The following is a 13,970-nucleotide window of genomic DNA, read 5'->3' on the forward strand; positions in this document are numbered from 1 at the left end:
AATCATTCACCACAGTGATAATCACTGATACTAATCTTTGATTGGACCGAATGATGGTGCGTCAATAGCATTCTGGTCATCCCACTCCCGGCGCCGTGCGCGCCAGCATCCTGGAGACCAGCGTGACCCAGACCGCATCCGCCCCGGGCGCCCGCCGTTTTCGCGTCGGCTTCGACGTAGGCGGCACGTTCACCGATTTCACCCTGCTTGCCGAGCACACCGGTGAACTGCACTACTACAAGGTGCCTTCGACACCGCATGATCCGTCCGAGGCCATCCAGACCGGCCTGGCCCACCTGATACGCGAACACGAGATCGCCGGTTCCGAACTGGCGCACGTGGGCCACGGCACCACGGTGGCCACCAACATGGTCATCGAGCGCAGGGGCTCGCGCTGCGCGCTGGTCACCACGCGCGGCTTTCGCGACGTGCTGGAGATCGGCCGCCAGACGCGTCCTCACCTGTACGACTACAACGTCACCAAGCCGCAGCCTCTGGCGCCGCGCGAGTGGCGGTTCGAAGTGACCGAACGCATCGGCGCCGACGGTTCGGTGCTGCAGGCGCTGGATGAGGACGAGGTGGTGGCGGTGGCGCGCGCACTGGCCGCGGCCCGCGTCGAATCGGTCGCCATCTGCTTCATGCACAGCTACCGCAATGATGCGCACGAGCGCCGCACCCGCGACATCCTGGCCGAACACCTGCCGGGCGTCTACCTGAGCGTGTCCAGCGAGATCCTGCCGGAATTCCGCGAGTACGAGCGCATGTCGACCACCGCGCTCAATGCCTACGTCGGCCCGCGCATGGCCGGCTACATGCGCAACCTGGTGAGCTCCGTGCGCGCCATGGGCGTGGCGGCCGAGCCGACCACGGTGCACTCCAACGGCGGCCTGATGTCGGTGGAATCGGTGTTGACGGCCCCCGTGCGCACCTGCGTGTCAGGCCCCGCCGCCGGTGTGATCGGCGCGACCGAACTGGGCCGCGTGGCGGGCCTGCCCAATCTGATCACCTTCGACGTGGGCGGCACCAGCACCGACGTGTCGCTGGTGGCCGAGCTGCGGCCGTTGTTCACCTCCAGCCGCCTGGTGGCCGACTATCCGGTCAAGACCCAGATGGTGGATGTGCACGTCATCGGCGCGGGCGGCGGCAGCATCGCGCGCATCGATGACGCCGGCGCGCTCAAGGTCGGCCCGCAGAGCGCGGGCGCGGTGCCAGGCCCCATCGCCTACAACCGCGGCGGCGAAGTCGTGACCATCACCGACGCCCACGTGGTGCTGGGCCGCCTGAATCCGGTTGCGCTGCTGGAAGGCCGCATGGCCGTCCACGCGCGCCAGGCGCGCGAAGCGCTGGAAGCGCAGATCGCCCGCCCGCTGGGGCTGAGCGTCGAAGAAGCCGCTTACGGCATCCTGCGCATCGCCAACTCCAACATGGCGCGCGCGGTGCGCGCGGTCTCCACCGAACGCGGGCATGACATCCGCAAATTCGCCCTGTGCGCGTTTGGCGGCGCGGGCGGCCTGCATGCCGCCGAACTGGCGCGCGACTGCGGCATCGGCACCCTGCTGATCCCGCAGGAGCCCGGCACCATGTGCGCACGCGGCATCCTGCTGTCCGACATTTCCATGGACTTCGTGCAGACCTTGATGGCCTACGCCACCGCCGACGGCTGGACGGTGGTCCGCCAGGCGCTGGCAGCCCTGGCCGGCAAGGCCCGGGCCTGGCTGTCGAGCGAAGGCGTGAATGACGCGGAGCAGCGCCTGTCCGCCGTCATCGACGCGCGCTACCAGGGCCAGAACTTCGAAATCGCCGTGCCGCTGGACGGCATGCAGCTGATGCCGCTGGACGAGTTCGTCGCGGCATTCAGCTCGGCGCACGTGCGCGAGTACGGCTATGACGCCGCCGGCCGTCCGGTGGAGATCGTCAATTGCCGGGTGCGCGCCACCGGCCTGGTGCCGCGCGCGCCGCTGGCCCGCGTGCCGGGCGGCGCCACCGTGGACGGCGCCCTCAAGGAGCGCCGCAACGTGTATTTCGAGGGAGCGGGCTGGGTCGACACACCCATCCTGCGCCGCGCCCTGCTGCCGGTGGATGTGCCGGTGGACGGACCGGCCGTGATCGAGGAAATGAGCTCGACCACCGTCGTGCTGCCGGGCCAGCAGGCGCGCGCCGACGAATACGGCAACCTCATCGTCAACCTCAATTCCTAAGGCGCTGCCATGACCAAGCAATCGACTTCCGCCGCCGGCACCGACACCTTCGATCCCATAGAAATGGAGGTCTTCAGCAACCGCCTGCTGTCCATTACCGAGGAGATGGGCAACACGCTGATCCGTTCGTCCTTTTCCACCAACATCAAGGAGCGCAAGGATTGCTCCGTGGCGCTGTTCGACGCCGCCGGCCGCCTGGTGGCGCAGGCGGCCCACGTGCCGGTGCACCTGGGATCGCTGTCCGGCGGCATAGACGCCGTGCTGCGGCGCTACGGCGCGGCCGGCGTGCGGCCGGGCGACGCCTTCCTGTGCAACGACGCCTATCTGGCGGGCGGCACGCATGCGCCCGACATCACCGTCATCACGCCCATCTTCCACGAAGGCGCGCTGCGCTTCTTCGCGGCCAACATCGGCCACCATACCGACGTGGGCGGCGCCGTTCCGGGCTCCACCTCGCACCATCTGAAGACGGTGTGGGAGGAAGGCATCCGCCTGCCCGCCATGCGCATCGTGCGCGAGGGCGAGTTGGACATGGACCTGCTGGAGATGATCGCGCACAACACGCGCGAACCGGACAACCGCATGCACGACATCCGGGCCCAGATCGCCACCAACGACAAGGGCGCCAGGCTGATGCTGGAACTGGTGCAGCAGTCCGGCCTGCAGACCGTGCTGTCCGCCATCGACAGCATCATGCTGTACACGGAACGGCGCCTGCGCAACCGCATCGCGCAACTGCCCGCCGGCACTTATACCTTCACCGAGCGCATGGACGACGACGGCATGGGCGGCGACCCCGTCACCATCCAGGCCAACGTGCAGGCGCGCGACGGCCAGCTGCACGTGGATTTCACCGGCACCAGCAAGCAGGCGCGCGGCGCCTTCAACCTGCCCGCCAGCGCCTTGAACGCCAGCGTCTACTTCGCGGTGAAGGCCATGCTCGACCCGGAGCTCATGCCCAACAACGGCCTGTTCCAGCCCATCACCATCACCGCCCCCGAGGGCACCATCACCAATCCGCGCTTTCCGGCGGCGGTGGGCGCGCGCGTCACGACCGCGCAACGCGTGGCCGGCACCGTCATCGGCGCGCTGGGCCAGCTGCTGCCGCCCGACCGCGCCATGGCCTCGTGCAACGACGTCATGCCTTCCATGCTGTTCTCCGTGCCCATGCAGGACGGCAAGGGCACCTTCGTCTACCTGGAGACGCTAGGCGGCGGCGCGGGCGGACGGGCGCAGGGCGATGGCATGGACGGCATCCAGGTGCACGTGACCAATACCTCCAACCTGCCTGCCGAAGCGCTGGAGATCGAGTATCCGCTGCTGGTCGAGGAGTACGCGCTGGTCAACGATAGCGGCGGCGCGGGCCGCCATCGCGGCGGCATGGGCATCGCGCGCCAGATCCGCTCGCTGCACGACCAGTTGATCTGCACCATACGCTGCGACGCCGCGCTGTTCGGCGCCGCCGGCTTGAACGGCGGACTGACCGGCGGAACTTCCCGCGTCGTGCAGAACCCCGGCCGCGCGGAGGAGCAACGCCTGCCCAACAAGATCGCCAGCCATCCCTTGGCCAGCGGCCAGTCCGTGCGCCTGGAGACGCCCGGAGGCGGCGGCTACGGCCTGCCCGCCGAACGCGGCGCCGCCGCCATCCGCAACGACGTGCTGGGCGGCAAGGTCAACCGGGCCGCGGCCGAGCGCGACTACGGCGCGGAGCGCGTGGCGCGCGCGCTGCAAGGAGACGCGGCATGAGCACGCCCGCCCCCGGGCCGCGCAGCGGCGGTGAATTGCTGGTCGCGCAGTTGCAGGCCTATGGCGTCGAGCGCGTCTTCATGGTGCCGGGCGAGAGCTTCCTGCCCTGCATCGACGCGCTCTACGCCAGGCGCGACACGATCGAAGCCGTGGTCTGCCGCCAGGAGGGCGGCGCCGCCTACATGGCGGAGGCGCACGGCAAGCTGACCGGCCAGCCCGGCATCTGCTTCGTCTCCCGAGGCCCGGGCGCGACCAACGCCGCGATCGGCGTGCACACGGCAAGGGAAGACTCCACGCCCATGATCCTGTTCATCGGCCAGGTCGGCAGCGATACCGTCGACCGCCAATGCTTCCAGGAAGTGGACTACCGCGCCATGTACGCGCCGCTGGCGAAATGGGTTGCCCAGATCGAGCGCGCCGACCGCATCCCCGAGTACCTGGCGCGCGCCTGGGCGATCGCCACCGGCGGACGCCCGGGGCCGGTGGTCCTCTCCCTGCCCGAAGACATGCTGTCCAGCGTCGCCGACGTGGCCTTGGCCGCCGCGCCGCAGCCGCCCTGTGCCCGTCCGGCAGACGCCGACATGCTGCGCCTGCGCGACCTGCTGGAAGCGGCCGAACGACCCTTGCTGCTGCTGGGCGGCTCGCGCTGGCCGGCCGCCGCGCGCGCCGCCGTGCGCGACTTCGCGCTGCGTTTCGATCTGCCCGTGGCCACCGCCTGGCGCCGCCTGGAACTGTTCGACAACGATCATCCCAATTTCGTGGGCCAGGTCAGCGCCAGCATGCCTGCGCACCAGAAGCGCGCCGTCATGGACAGCGACCTGGTCATCGCGCTGGGCACCCGCCTGTGCGAGCCGACCACCATCAACTACGAATGGCTGGCCTCGCCCACGCCGCGCCAAACCCTGGTGCACATCCACCCCGACGCCAATGAGATCGGTCGGCTGTGCACGCCGGCGCTGGGCATGGTCGCCAGCGTCGAAGGCTTCGCCCAGGCCGCTGCTGGACTGGCGCCGACACCGGGATGGCAGCCGCGCCGCCGCGGCTCTGTAGCAGCGGCCCCGGCCCCTGCGCTAGCGCCCACACCCGGCCCGCTGGACCTGAATGCGGCAGCGCGCCACGTCGCCGCCACCTTGCCCCGGCGCTCCTGCGTCACCGTGGGCGCGGGCAACTATGCGCTCTACGCGCACCGGCATATCGCCTTCAAGGGACCGGGCAGCCAGCTTGCGCCCGCTGTCGGCGCCATGGGCTATGGCCTGCCCGCAGCCATTGCGGCCAAGCTGCGCGACCGCGATGCGGCGGTGGTCTGCTTTGCCGGGGATGGCTGTTTCCAGATGACGATGCAAGAACTGGGCACCGCCGTCCAATATCGGCTGGGCATCGTGGTGCTGGTCTTCAACAATGGCCTGTTCGGCACCATCCGCCTACATCAGGAACGCGCCTATCCCGGCCGCGCGCTGGCGACGGACCTGGTCAACCCGGATTTTGCGCTGCTGGCGCAGAGTTATGGCGGCTACGGCGCCGCGGTCGAGCGCACGGAGGATTTCGCGCCTGCCTATGACGCCGCGTTGGCATACGCCCAAGAGCACCGCATGCCAGCCGTCGTCGAATTGCGCTACGACGCCGACATCATCCTGCCGGATCGCACGCTGTCGCAGTTGCGCCGTACGGAGACCGTTGCATGAAACCGCTGCTGCACCGCGTGTCCGCGCCCGACTCTGCGCCGCTGCGCCTGAGCTGGAACGGCCTGCCTTTGCAAGCCCATCAGGGCGACACCGTGCTGACGGCGCTGCTGCTGGCCGCGCAGCAACTGCGCGTCACCCTGGGCGAAGGCGCGCCGCGCGCCGGCTTCTGCCTGATGGGCGCCTGCCAGGATTGCTGGGTGCAGACGGCAGACGGCGCGCGCTTGCGCGCCTGTTCCACCCTGGCCGAAGACGGCATGGTGCTGGTCAGCGCCCAGCCAGGAGAACTCGCATGCCGCTGAATCCACCGGGCGCCGATGACACGCCGCGTATGGTGGTGGTGGGCGCCGGGCCCGCAGGCGTGCGCGCCGCGCAGACGCTGCTGCGCCACGGCGTGCGTCCGGTGATCGTGGACGAAGCCGCCTTGCCCGGCGGCCAGATCTATCGCCAGGGCGCAGCCCCGCGCGGCACGGCGCGCCAGCGCTATGGCTTCGAATGGAAACGCGCGCAAGCCATCCACGCGGCGGGCGCGGACCTGGCCGCCCGCGCCGACTACCGCGCCGCCACCGCGGTGTGGAACGCCGCGCCGGGCAGCCTGGACCTGGTCCGCGACGGCGAACTGGAAACCCTGGCCTACACCCGCCTGCTGCTCGCCACCGGCGCCACCGACCGCGTGCTGCCCTTCCCGGGCTGGACCCTGCCCGGCGTCTACTCGCTGGGCGGCGCGCAGATCGCGCTGAAAAGCCAGGGCTGCCTGTTCGGACCGCGCATCGTGTTCGCCGGCACCGGGCCCCTGCTCTATCTGGTTGCTTATCAATATGCGCGGGCGGGCGGCCAGGTGCAGGCCGTGCTGGACTGCGCGCCGCTGGGCGGCCAGGTCCGCGCCACGCCGGCCCTGCTGAGCCAGCCCGGCATGCTGGCCAAGGGCCTGTACTACCTGGGATGGCTGCGCGCCCACGGCGTGGCCGTGCACCATGGCGCGCGGCTGGACGCAGCGCAGGGCGCAGGCCGCATCGAAAGCGTGCTCGCGACCCTGGACGGCAAGCCGCAAGCCATCGCTTGCGATGCGCTGGCGGTCGGCCATGGGCTGCGCGCCGAAACGCAGCTGGCCGACCTGCTGGATTGCGTCTTCGACTTCGACGCGTCGCAACGCGCCTGGCTGCCGCGCCGCGATGCCGATGGCCGCAGTTCGACCACCGGGGTCTACCTGGCCGGCGACGGCGCGGGCATAGGCGGCGCCGTCCTGGCCGAGCTCGCGGGCGAACGCGCCGCGCTCGCCATGCTGGCGGACAGCGGCATCGCCGTCAGCGCTGCCAGAATGCAGTGGCTGGCCCGCCGCCAAGCTCGCTGGGCGCGGTTCCGGCGCGGCCTGGACCAGGCCTTTCCCTTGCCTGGCGCAAACTGCGACGACTCGGTCATGGTTTGCCGCTGCGAGGAAGTGCGCGCCGGCGCGCTGCGCGCGGCGGCCGGGCAATACGCCATCGACGACCTCAACCGACTGAAGGCGCTGACACGCATCGGCATGGGCCTGTGCCAGGGACGCATGTGCCAGGCGGGCGCGGCCGAACTGCTGGCCGACTGCCGCGGACTGGCCTTGGCGGACATTGGCCGCCTGCGCGGCCAGGCGCCGGTCAAGCCCCTGAACCTGGCCATGCTCGGCAAGGCGCAACCATGAACCCGCTGCATACGGAAGTCGCCATCATCGGCGCGGGCCTGGTGGGCGCCAGTGCCGCCCTGGCGCTGCGCCGCATGGGCGTCGCCACTACGCTGATCGACGGCGGCGCGAGCGGCGCACGCGCCAGCGGCGTCAACTTCGGCGGCGTGCGCCGACAAGGACGCTCGATCGAACAACTTTATCTGGCGCAACGCGCGCACGGCATCTGGTCGCGCCTGCCCGAACTCATCGGCACCGACGCGGAATACGTGCGCAGCGGCCACCTGAAACTGGCACGCACCGAATCCGACCTGGAAAAGCTTTGCGCCTACCGCGACAAGGTCAGCGACTTCGACCTGGGCCTGGAGATCATCGAGGCCGCCGAGCTGCGCCGCCGTTTTCCCGCGCTAAGTCCGGACCTCGCCGGCGGCTCGCTGTGCCCGCAAGATGGCCAGGCCAATCCGCGCCTCGTGGCGCCCGCCTTCGCCCATGCCGCCGCCCGCGCCGGCGCCCAACTGCTCGAACACTGCGCCATCACCCATGCGGATACCCAGGGCAGCGGCTTCCTGCTGACCGCCGCCGACGGCCGGCGCATACGCGCCGCCACGGTCATCAATGCGGCGGGCGCCTGGGGCGCGGCGGTGGCCCGGTGGTTCGACGACGACATGCCCTTGCAGGTCAAGTATCCGACCATGCTGGTCACCGAGCCGCTCACGCCCCAGATCGGCGTGTCGCTGGGCGTGGAAGGCGGCGGCTTCTATGCCCGGCAGGTCGCGCGCGGCAACGTCGTCATGGGCGGCGGTTACGGCAGCGCGCTGCCAGGAGACCGCAGCCGGCCTGGCCGCGCCGCGCTCGCCGAACTTGGACGCGCCGCACCGACCGTACTGCCCGCCCTGGCTTGCGCCAGCGTGATCCGTTGCTGGTCCGGCATCGAAGGCTACTTCGCCGACAAGAACCCGGTGATCGGATTCAGCCCCCGGGTGCCGCGGCTGCTGCATGCCTTCGGCTTCTCGGGTGGAGGTTTTCAAATCGCACCGGCGGTGGGCGAGGCCATCGCCGAAATGGCGACGGAGCGCGGCGGCTTGATGATGGCTGAAAAGTTCTCTGCCAGCCGCTGGGGCGCGGCCCAGGCGTGACCCTTGCGGGCGCCACGCCGCGGCTTGCGCACCCAGTCCGCATCAATTGCGTTTGCTGATCGCTCTTGCCGCCCTGATCACCAATGGCCCCAACTCCGCGCGCGCGCGCTCCAGCGACCAGCGCGGCTTGGGCACGGATATGTTGAGCGCCCCCAGGGGATTGCCCTTGTCGTCATGGATGACCGCGGCCACATTCAGGTCCCCGGCGTAGAACTCTTCGTCGGCATAGGCGTACTGGTCGCGCCTGGCCTCTTCGATCAACGCGCGCAGCTTGCCGATATCGGTGGTGGTGCGCGGCGTGTGCTTGACGCACGTGATGCCGCGCAACTTCAGTTCGAGTTCTTCCGGCGGCAACAAGGCCCATAGCGCGCGCCCCGAGGCAGTCGCCACGCACGGTATCTGCGTGCCTACCGGCAGGTACTCGGGAATGTGCCTGGCTGGCGCCACGCGCATCACGAACACCATGTTGTCGCCATCAGGCACGGCAAGGTTGACGATCTCTCCGCACTCCTGGTTGACCTGGTGCAGCACCGCATGCGCATGCTGGAACAAGGGCTGCCGGTAAAGATAGCTGTAGCCCAGACCCACGGCCTTGACGGTCATGCTGTAGCGCTTGCTCCGCGGATCCTTGGCCAGGTAGCCGGTTTTCTCCAGCGTGTAGGCCACGCGCTGCGCCGAGCCGATAGTGATGCCGTTCTCGCGGGCCATCTCCTGCAAGCTCAAGGAGGCGTGGCCGCGGAAGGACTCCAGCACGGCCAGCCCTTTTTCCAGCGACTGGATCATCAAGGCGGAAGGTTCAGACATTCGGGTTCCGTGTGTATGGCTGGGAGGGAATTTTGTCCGCAAAAACCGGGAAAGCAAGCTGGCCTAGGGAAACCCTTACGTTGTGGCCTGGCCCCGCGAGCAGTATAAGAACACCCAGATTTATCGATATACGTATATTGTTATCGAATAGCGATAATTAAACAAATTGGGGTTTCATGCAAGCGTATCCATCCCATGACCCGGCGCTGGCCAACGCCAGGCCACAGGCCGCGAACGGCAGTTCAGACGCAGCCTCGGACACGGCGCTGCCTGCCGCTGTCGACGTCGCCATCGTCGGCGGCGGCATCATCGGCATCAGCACTGCCTACGCCCTCGCGCGCGCCGGGCTGCGGGTCGCCGTGTTCGAAAAAGGCACGCTGGCCTGCGAGCAATCGTCGCGCAACTGGGGCTGGGTGCGCACACTGGGACGAGACCTGCCTGAAGTGCCCCTGGCCCAGCGCGCGAACCAGCTGTGGCAGGAGATCCAGGCCACGGTGGACGTGGGCTTCCGCCGCAGCGGCATGTTCTACCTGCAGGAAAACGACGCGGACGCGGCGGGCCACCAGGCCTGGATCGACGGCGCGCGCGCGCATGGCGTGGATGCCCGCCTGCTGGATAACCGCATGCTGCGGAAAATGCTGTCGTCGACCGGACGCGCCTGGACGGGCGCCATGTACAGCCCCACGGACGGCGTCGCCGAACCGCAGTTGGCAACGCGCGGCATAGCCTCACTGGCCCGCGCAGCGGGCGCGCACATCCTGGAAGGCTGCGCCGTGCGCGGCGTGGAACGCAGCGCTGGCCGCGTATCCGCCTTGCTTACCGAGCGCGGCCGCGTCGCAACCCAGGCGGTACTGGTCGCAGCCGGCGCCTGGTCGCGGCTGTTCTGCGGCAACCTGGGCGCCGACTTCCCGCAATTGAAGGTCCGCGGATCCGTGCTGCGCACGACCCCGCTGGACACGGGCCCGTTGGCCGCCATCAATGGCAAGGATTTCACCTGCCGCAAGCGTGCCGACGGCGGATACTCAGTATCGCAGTTCGGCGCATCGATGGCGGACGTGGTGCCCGACACCTTCCGCCTGATGCCTCATTTCTTCAGCGCGTGGCGCGCCAACAGCAGCTTCGTGCGGCTGCGCTTCGGCAAGCGTTTCTTCGAGGAACTGAAGATCCCGCGCCATTTCCCGGCTGATCGCGTATCGCCCTTCGAACGGCATCGCGTGCTGGATCCGTCGCCGTCCAGGCGCGGCGTCGAGCAGGCGTGGCGCAGGCTGGTCCAGGCCTTTCCCGCCTTCCGCGCGGCGCGCATCGCGCAGTCCTGGGCCGGCTACATCGACGTCACGCCGGACGCCATGCCCGTCATGGACGCGGTGCCCGGGCTGCCCGGGCTCTACCTGGCTTCCGGCTTCTCGGGCCACGGCTTCGGCATCGGCCCGGCGGTTGGCGAAGCCATGGCGCAACTGATCCAGGGCCAGACGCCGGCCATCGATCTGCACCCATTCCGCTACGGCCGCTACGGCACATGACGGCGGCAAGCCTCCGAACACTCGTACAACCACAGGGGAATTCTTTCATGGATAGCCACAGCGTCGACCTGCATCGCCGCGCCACCGTCGTCGACGGCCTGGTCTTCTTCAGCGACGGCAACACCCGCGACATGCTGGCCGGCGGCGTCAGCGCCATCAACGTCACGATCAGCGAGATGGGTGCGGACTTCGAGCAGGCGCTGCGCGACTGCATGGCCTGGCGCCAGCGCTGCGCCGCGCCGGACTCGCCCTGGCTATTGGTGGAAAAGGCCGATGACATCGCGCGCGCCAAGCAGGCCGGCAAGCTGGGGCTCATCATGGGCTGGCAGAACGGCAAGCCGCTGGGCGACCAGATCGACCGCGTTGCCCTGTTCCATGAATTGGGCATGCGCGTCATCCAGCTGACCTACAACGAAGCCAATCTGCTGGGCGACGGCTGCCTGGAAAAGCGCAACGCCGGCCTCAGCGACCTGGGCGTGAAGATGGTCGCAGAGATGAACCGCATCGGCATCGCCATCGACCTCAGCCACTGCGCGCCGCAGACCTGCCTGGACGCCGCCCGTCACAGCAGCAAGCCCGTGCTGCTGACCCATGCCAACGCCAACGCCGTCATCACGCGTCCGCGCAACAAGTCGGATGAGGTCATCAAGGCGGTCGCCGCGACCGGCGGCGTGGTCGGCTGCAGCATCCACGCCTACCTGAGCTGGCGCGGGGATCCACGCCAGCAACCCTTGCTGTCGGACTTCGTCGCCAACGTGAAGTACATCGGCGAACTGGTCGGCTACGAGCACGTGGGCATCGGTACCGACTTCCCGTCGGTCGACACCTACGAGGCCGTGCGTCACGTGATGGTGATGTCGCGCACCAAGTACGCCAAATCGGGCGGCGACTTCTCCGATGCCTTTGGCGACGTCATGGAAGCGCGCTATCCCGTGGAAACGCCGACGCCGGCGCAATTCCCCGCCTTTACCCATGCGCTGCATCAAGCCGGCCTGACGGACAGCCAGATCCTGGGCGTGCTGGGCGGAAACTTCCAGCGCGCGCTCGCGCAGGCATGGACCGCCAACTGAATCGAATGGAGATCACCATGCCCCTGCGCCTGCACCGCTACTTCACCGCCGCGCTGGCCTGCGCGGCCCGCGCCTTGCCGCTTGCCGGCGCCGCCATCGCGGCGCCCGCTGCCGCTGCCGCCCCCTATCCCGCCCAGCCTGTCCACGTCATCGTGCCCTACCAGGCCGGCGGCTCCACCGACATCGTGATCCGCAAGTTCGCCGAACTCGCCGCGCCCGAACTGGGCCAGGCCATCGTCATCGAGAACCGCGGCGGAGCCGGCGCCACCATGGGCGCGCGCGCCATCAAGAGCGCGCGTCCCGATGGCTACACGCTGGCCGTCCTGCCCAGCCCGGTCTATCGCATGCCCCACATCCAGGACATGGGCTACGACCCCAGGCGCGACTTCACCTACGTCATGATGCTCAGCGGCTACACGCTGGGCGTGGCGGTGCCCGCCGCCTCCCCGTACAAGACCTGGGCCGACTTCATCAGCTACGCCAAGCAGCACCCGAATGAAGTCACCTATGGCACGGCCAGCGTCGGCAGCGCCTCCAACGTGATGATGGAAGACATTGCCGGCCGCAACGGCGTGACATGGCGCCATATCCCCTACAAGGGCGAATCCGAGGTGCTGACCGCGGTGATCGGGGGCCAGGTCACGGCGTACGCCGGCTCGACCACCGTGCAGCCCATGGTGCAGTCCGGCAAGATGCGCATGCTGGTCACCTGGGGCGAACAGCGCAGCGCCCAGTATCCCGACACGCCCACCCTGCACGAAGTGGACGGCACGCCGCCGGCCAACGCGCCATTCGGCATCGCCGGCCCCCAGGGCATGCCGCCCGCCGTCGTTTCCAGGTTGCATGCCGTCTTCAAGCAGGTGGCCGAATCCGATGCCTTCAAACAGATCCTGACCCAGTACGGGCAGGAGCTGGTCTACATGGACGGCAAGGACTATGCCGCCTATGCCGCCCAGCAGTACGCCCTGGAAGCGGAGATCGTCCGCAAGCTGGGGCTGGCCGCCAACAAGTAAGGCGCCACGGCTCGGCTGCGCCGCCGCAGCCGGGCCGATTCGGCTTGGGGCCACGTATGGTCCGACAACCGCCGGGATCCGCCAGGGCCTCGGCCAGCAAGAAGAGTCCAGGAGATATCCATGATTGTTCGAGCACTCGCCATTCTGCTTACACGCCACCGCGCTCTCGCAGCCTTGTGCGGCCTGGCCGGCCTGCTGGCCGCCGCACACCCGGTCGCGGCGCTGGCCGAGGCATGGCCCGCCAAGCCGATACGCCTGATCGTCGGATACCCACCCGGCGGCGGCACGGACACGGTGGCGCGCATGCTGGCGCAACAATTGGGCCAGGAACTCAAGCAGCCCGTCGTGGTCGAGAACCGCGCCGGCGCCAGCGGCACCATCGCGACCCAGCAGGTCGTGCGGGCCGAGCCCGACGGCTACACCGTGCTGTTCGCCACGGCATCGCCGCTGACCGGAGCGCCGCTCACGGTCAAGGACCTGCCCTACGACCCCATGAACGACCTGATCCCGGTCACCCGCATCGGCGGCGGCCCCTTCATCCTGGTCGCCAACCCGGGGTTCCCGCCCAACACGCTGCCTGAACTGGTGGAGTACGCGCGCAGCCGCCCCGGAGAGGTCAACTATGCCTCGCCAGGCATCATGACCGCCAACTTCTTCTTCTCCGAGCAGCTGAACATGGATGCCGGAATCAAGACCACGAACGTGCCCTACCGGGGCAGCGCGGCGCTGCTCAACGACGTCATGGCCGGGCAGGTGCAGTACACGCTGGACACGCCGGGCACCACGCTGCCCTTCATCCGTAACGGCAAGCTGAAGGCGCTGGCCATCTTCAGCGACCAGCGCCTGGACCGGGCGCCCGAGATTCCCACCGCCAAGGAAAGCGGCTATCCGAACCTGGTCGGCGGTTCCTGGTACGGCCTGCTATTGCCCAAGGGCACGCCGCCCGCGATCGTCGATGGCCTGTACAAGGCCACCAAGACCGCCTTGTCCAGCGCCGACGTGCGCGCCGCCATGGAAGCGCGCGACGTGATGGTGGAAGGCAGCTCCCCCGACGAATTCCGCAGCTACCTACAAGCCGAGTTCAAGCGCTGGCAGGACGTGACGCAAAAGCTGGGCATCAAGCCGCAATGATCATTTGAAGCCGCGCAGG

At 68.8% G+C, this 13,970-nt stretch carries 11 protein-coding genes; 10 read left to right on the forward strand and 1 reads right to left on the reverse strand.

Annotated features, from left to right (window positions below; translation table 11 throughout):
• Positions 1 to 122: 122 nt before the first annotated feature.
• From AC3WOB_RS26570 to AC3WOB_RS26595, 6 genes are read left to right on the forward strand one after another with little or no spacing between them, the layout of a single operon-like run.
• The gene (locus tag AC3WOB_RS26570) at positions 123 to 2,198 is read left to right on the forward strand and encodes a hydantoinase/oxoprolinase family protein (protein ID WP_492276672.1); all 2,076 of its coding nucleotides are present in this window, start codon (positions 123 to 125) and stop codon (positions 2,196 to 2,198) included.
• A 9-nt stretch (positions 2,199 to 2,207) separates the two neighbouring features.
• Positions 2,208 to 3,944: a hydantoinase B/oxoprolinase family protein gene (locus tag AC3WOB_RS26575; protein WP_492276673.1), complete on the forward strand. Its 1,737-nt coding sequence runs from the start codon at positions 2,208 to 2,210 to the stop codon at positions 3,942 to 3,944.
• Positions 3,941 to 5,626, forward strand: a complete 1,686-nt coding sequence (locus AC3WOB_RS26580; protein WP_492276674.1) for a thiamine pyrophosphate-dependent enzyme — start codon at positions 3,941 to 3,943, stop codon at positions 5,624 to 5,626. Before AC3WOB_RS26575 ends, AC3WOB_RS26580 begins: the two co-directional genes overlap by 4 nt.
• Positions 5,623 to 5,925, forward strand: coding sequence for a (2Fe-2S)-binding protein (locus AC3WOB_RS26585; RefSeq protein ID WP_492276675.1), 303 nt, complete (start codon positions 5,623 to 5,625; stop codon positions 5,923 to 5,925). Before AC3WOB_RS26580 ends, AC3WOB_RS26585 begins: the two co-directional genes overlap by 4 nt.
• The gene (locus tag AC3WOB_RS26590; protein ID WP_492276676.1) at positions 5,916 to 7,298 is read left to right on the forward strand and encodes an FAD-dependent oxidoreductase; all 1,383 of its coding nucleotides are present in this window, start codon (positions 5,916 to 5,918) and stop codon (positions 7,296 to 7,298) included. Before AC3WOB_RS26585 ends, AC3WOB_RS26590 begins: the two co-directional genes overlap by 10 nt.
• The gene (locus tag AC3WOB_RS26595; RefSeq protein WP_492276677.1) at positions 7,295 to 8,413 is read left to right on the forward strand and encodes an NAD(P)/FAD-dependent oxidoreductase; all 1,119 of its coding nucleotides are present in this window, start codon (positions 7,295 to 7,297) and stop codon (positions 8,411 to 8,413) included. The genes AC3WOB_RS26590 and AC3WOB_RS26595 overlap by 4 nt, the downstream gene beginning before the upstream one ends.
• Positions 8,414 to 8,455: 42 nt before the next feature.
• On the opposite strand, the gene AC3WOB_RS26600 is transcribed toward AC3WOB_RS26595, so the two are convergent.
• A complete protein-coding gene (locus AC3WOB_RS26600; protein WP_492276678.1) occupies positions 8,456 to 9,217 on the reverse strand; it encodes an IclR family transcriptional regulator in 762 nt (253 codons plus the stop codon).
• Between the two features lie 176 nt (positions 9,218 to 9,393).
• On the opposite strand from AC3WOB_RS26600, the gene AC3WOB_RS26605 reads away from it, so the two are divergent.
• From AC3WOB_RS26605 to AC3WOB_RS26620, 4 genes are all read left to right on the forward strand, one after another.
• A complete protein-coding gene (locus AC3WOB_RS26605; RefSeq protein WP_492276679.1) occupies positions 9,394 to 10,737 on the forward strand; it encodes an NAD(P)/FAD-dependent oxidoreductase in 1,344 nt (447 codons plus the stop codon).
• A 47-nt stretch (positions 10,738 to 10,784) separates the two neighbouring features.
• Positions 10,785 to 11,807, forward strand: a complete 1,023-nt coding sequence (locus AC3WOB_RS26610) for a dipeptidase (RefSeq protein ID WP_492276680.1) — start codon at positions 10,785 to 10,787, stop codon at positions 11,805 to 11,807.
• Between the two features lie 17 nt (positions 11,808 to 11,824).
• Positions 11,825 to 12,820, forward strand: a complete 996-nt coding sequence (locus tag AC3WOB_RS26615; RefSeq protein ID WP_492276681.1) for a tripartite tricarboxylate transporter substrate binding protein — start codon at positions 11,825 to 11,827, stop codon at positions 12,818 to 12,820.
• A gap of 120 nt (positions 12,821 to 12,940) precedes the next feature.
• Positions 12,941 to 13,951, forward strand: coding sequence for a Bug family tripartite tricarboxylate transporter substrate binding protein (locus tag AC3WOB_RS26620; protein WP_492276682.1), 1,011 nt, complete (start codon positions 12,941 to 12,943; stop codon positions 13,949 to 13,951).
• Positions 13,952 to 13,970 lie beyond the last annotated feature (19 nt).

Source organism: Achromobacter sp. FW305-C-30-7 (genome assembly GCF_058783105.1).

Coding starts and splice junctions, on each gene's coding strand:
- AC3WOB_RS26620 (WP_492276682.1), top strand. CDS start 12,941: ATGATTGTTCGAGCACTCGCCATTCTGCTTACACGCCACCGCGCTCTC.
- AC3WOB_RS26600 (WP_492276678.1), bottom strand. CDS start 9,217: ATGTCTGAACCTTCCGCCTTGATGATCCAGTCGCTGGAAAAAGGGCTG.
- AC3WOB_RS26605 (WP_492276679.1), top strand. CDS start 9,394: ATGCAAGCGTATCCATCCCATGACCCGGCGCTGGCCAACGCCAGGCCA.
- AC3WOB_RS26610 (WP_492276680.1), top strand. CDS start 10,785: ATGGATAGCCACAGCGTCGACCTGCATCGCCGCGCCACCGTCGTCGAC.
- AC3WOB_RS26580 (WP_492276674.1), top strand. CDS start 3,941: ATGAGCACGCCCGCCCCCGGGCCGCGCAGCGGCGGTGAATTGCTGGTC.
- AC3WOB_RS26585 (WP_492276675.1), top strand. CDS start 5,623: ATGAAACCGCTGCTGCACCGCGTGTCCGCGCCCGACTCTGCGCCGCTG.
- AC3WOB_RS26590 (WP_492276676.1), top strand. CDS start 5,916: ATGCCGCTGAATCCACCGGGCGCCGATGACACGCCGCGTATGGTGGTG.
- AC3WOB_RS26575 (WP_492276673.1), top strand. CDS start 2,208: ATGACCAAGCAATCGACTTCCGCCGCCGGCACCGACACCTTCGATCCC.
- AC3WOB_RS26615 (WP_492276681.1), top strand. CDS start 11,825: ATGCCCCTGCGCCTGCACCGCTACTTCACCGCCGCGCTGGCCTGCGCG.
- AC3WOB_RS26595 (WP_492276677.1), top strand. CDS start 7,295: ATGAACCCGCTGCATACGGAAGTCGCCATCATCGGCGCGGGCCTGGTG.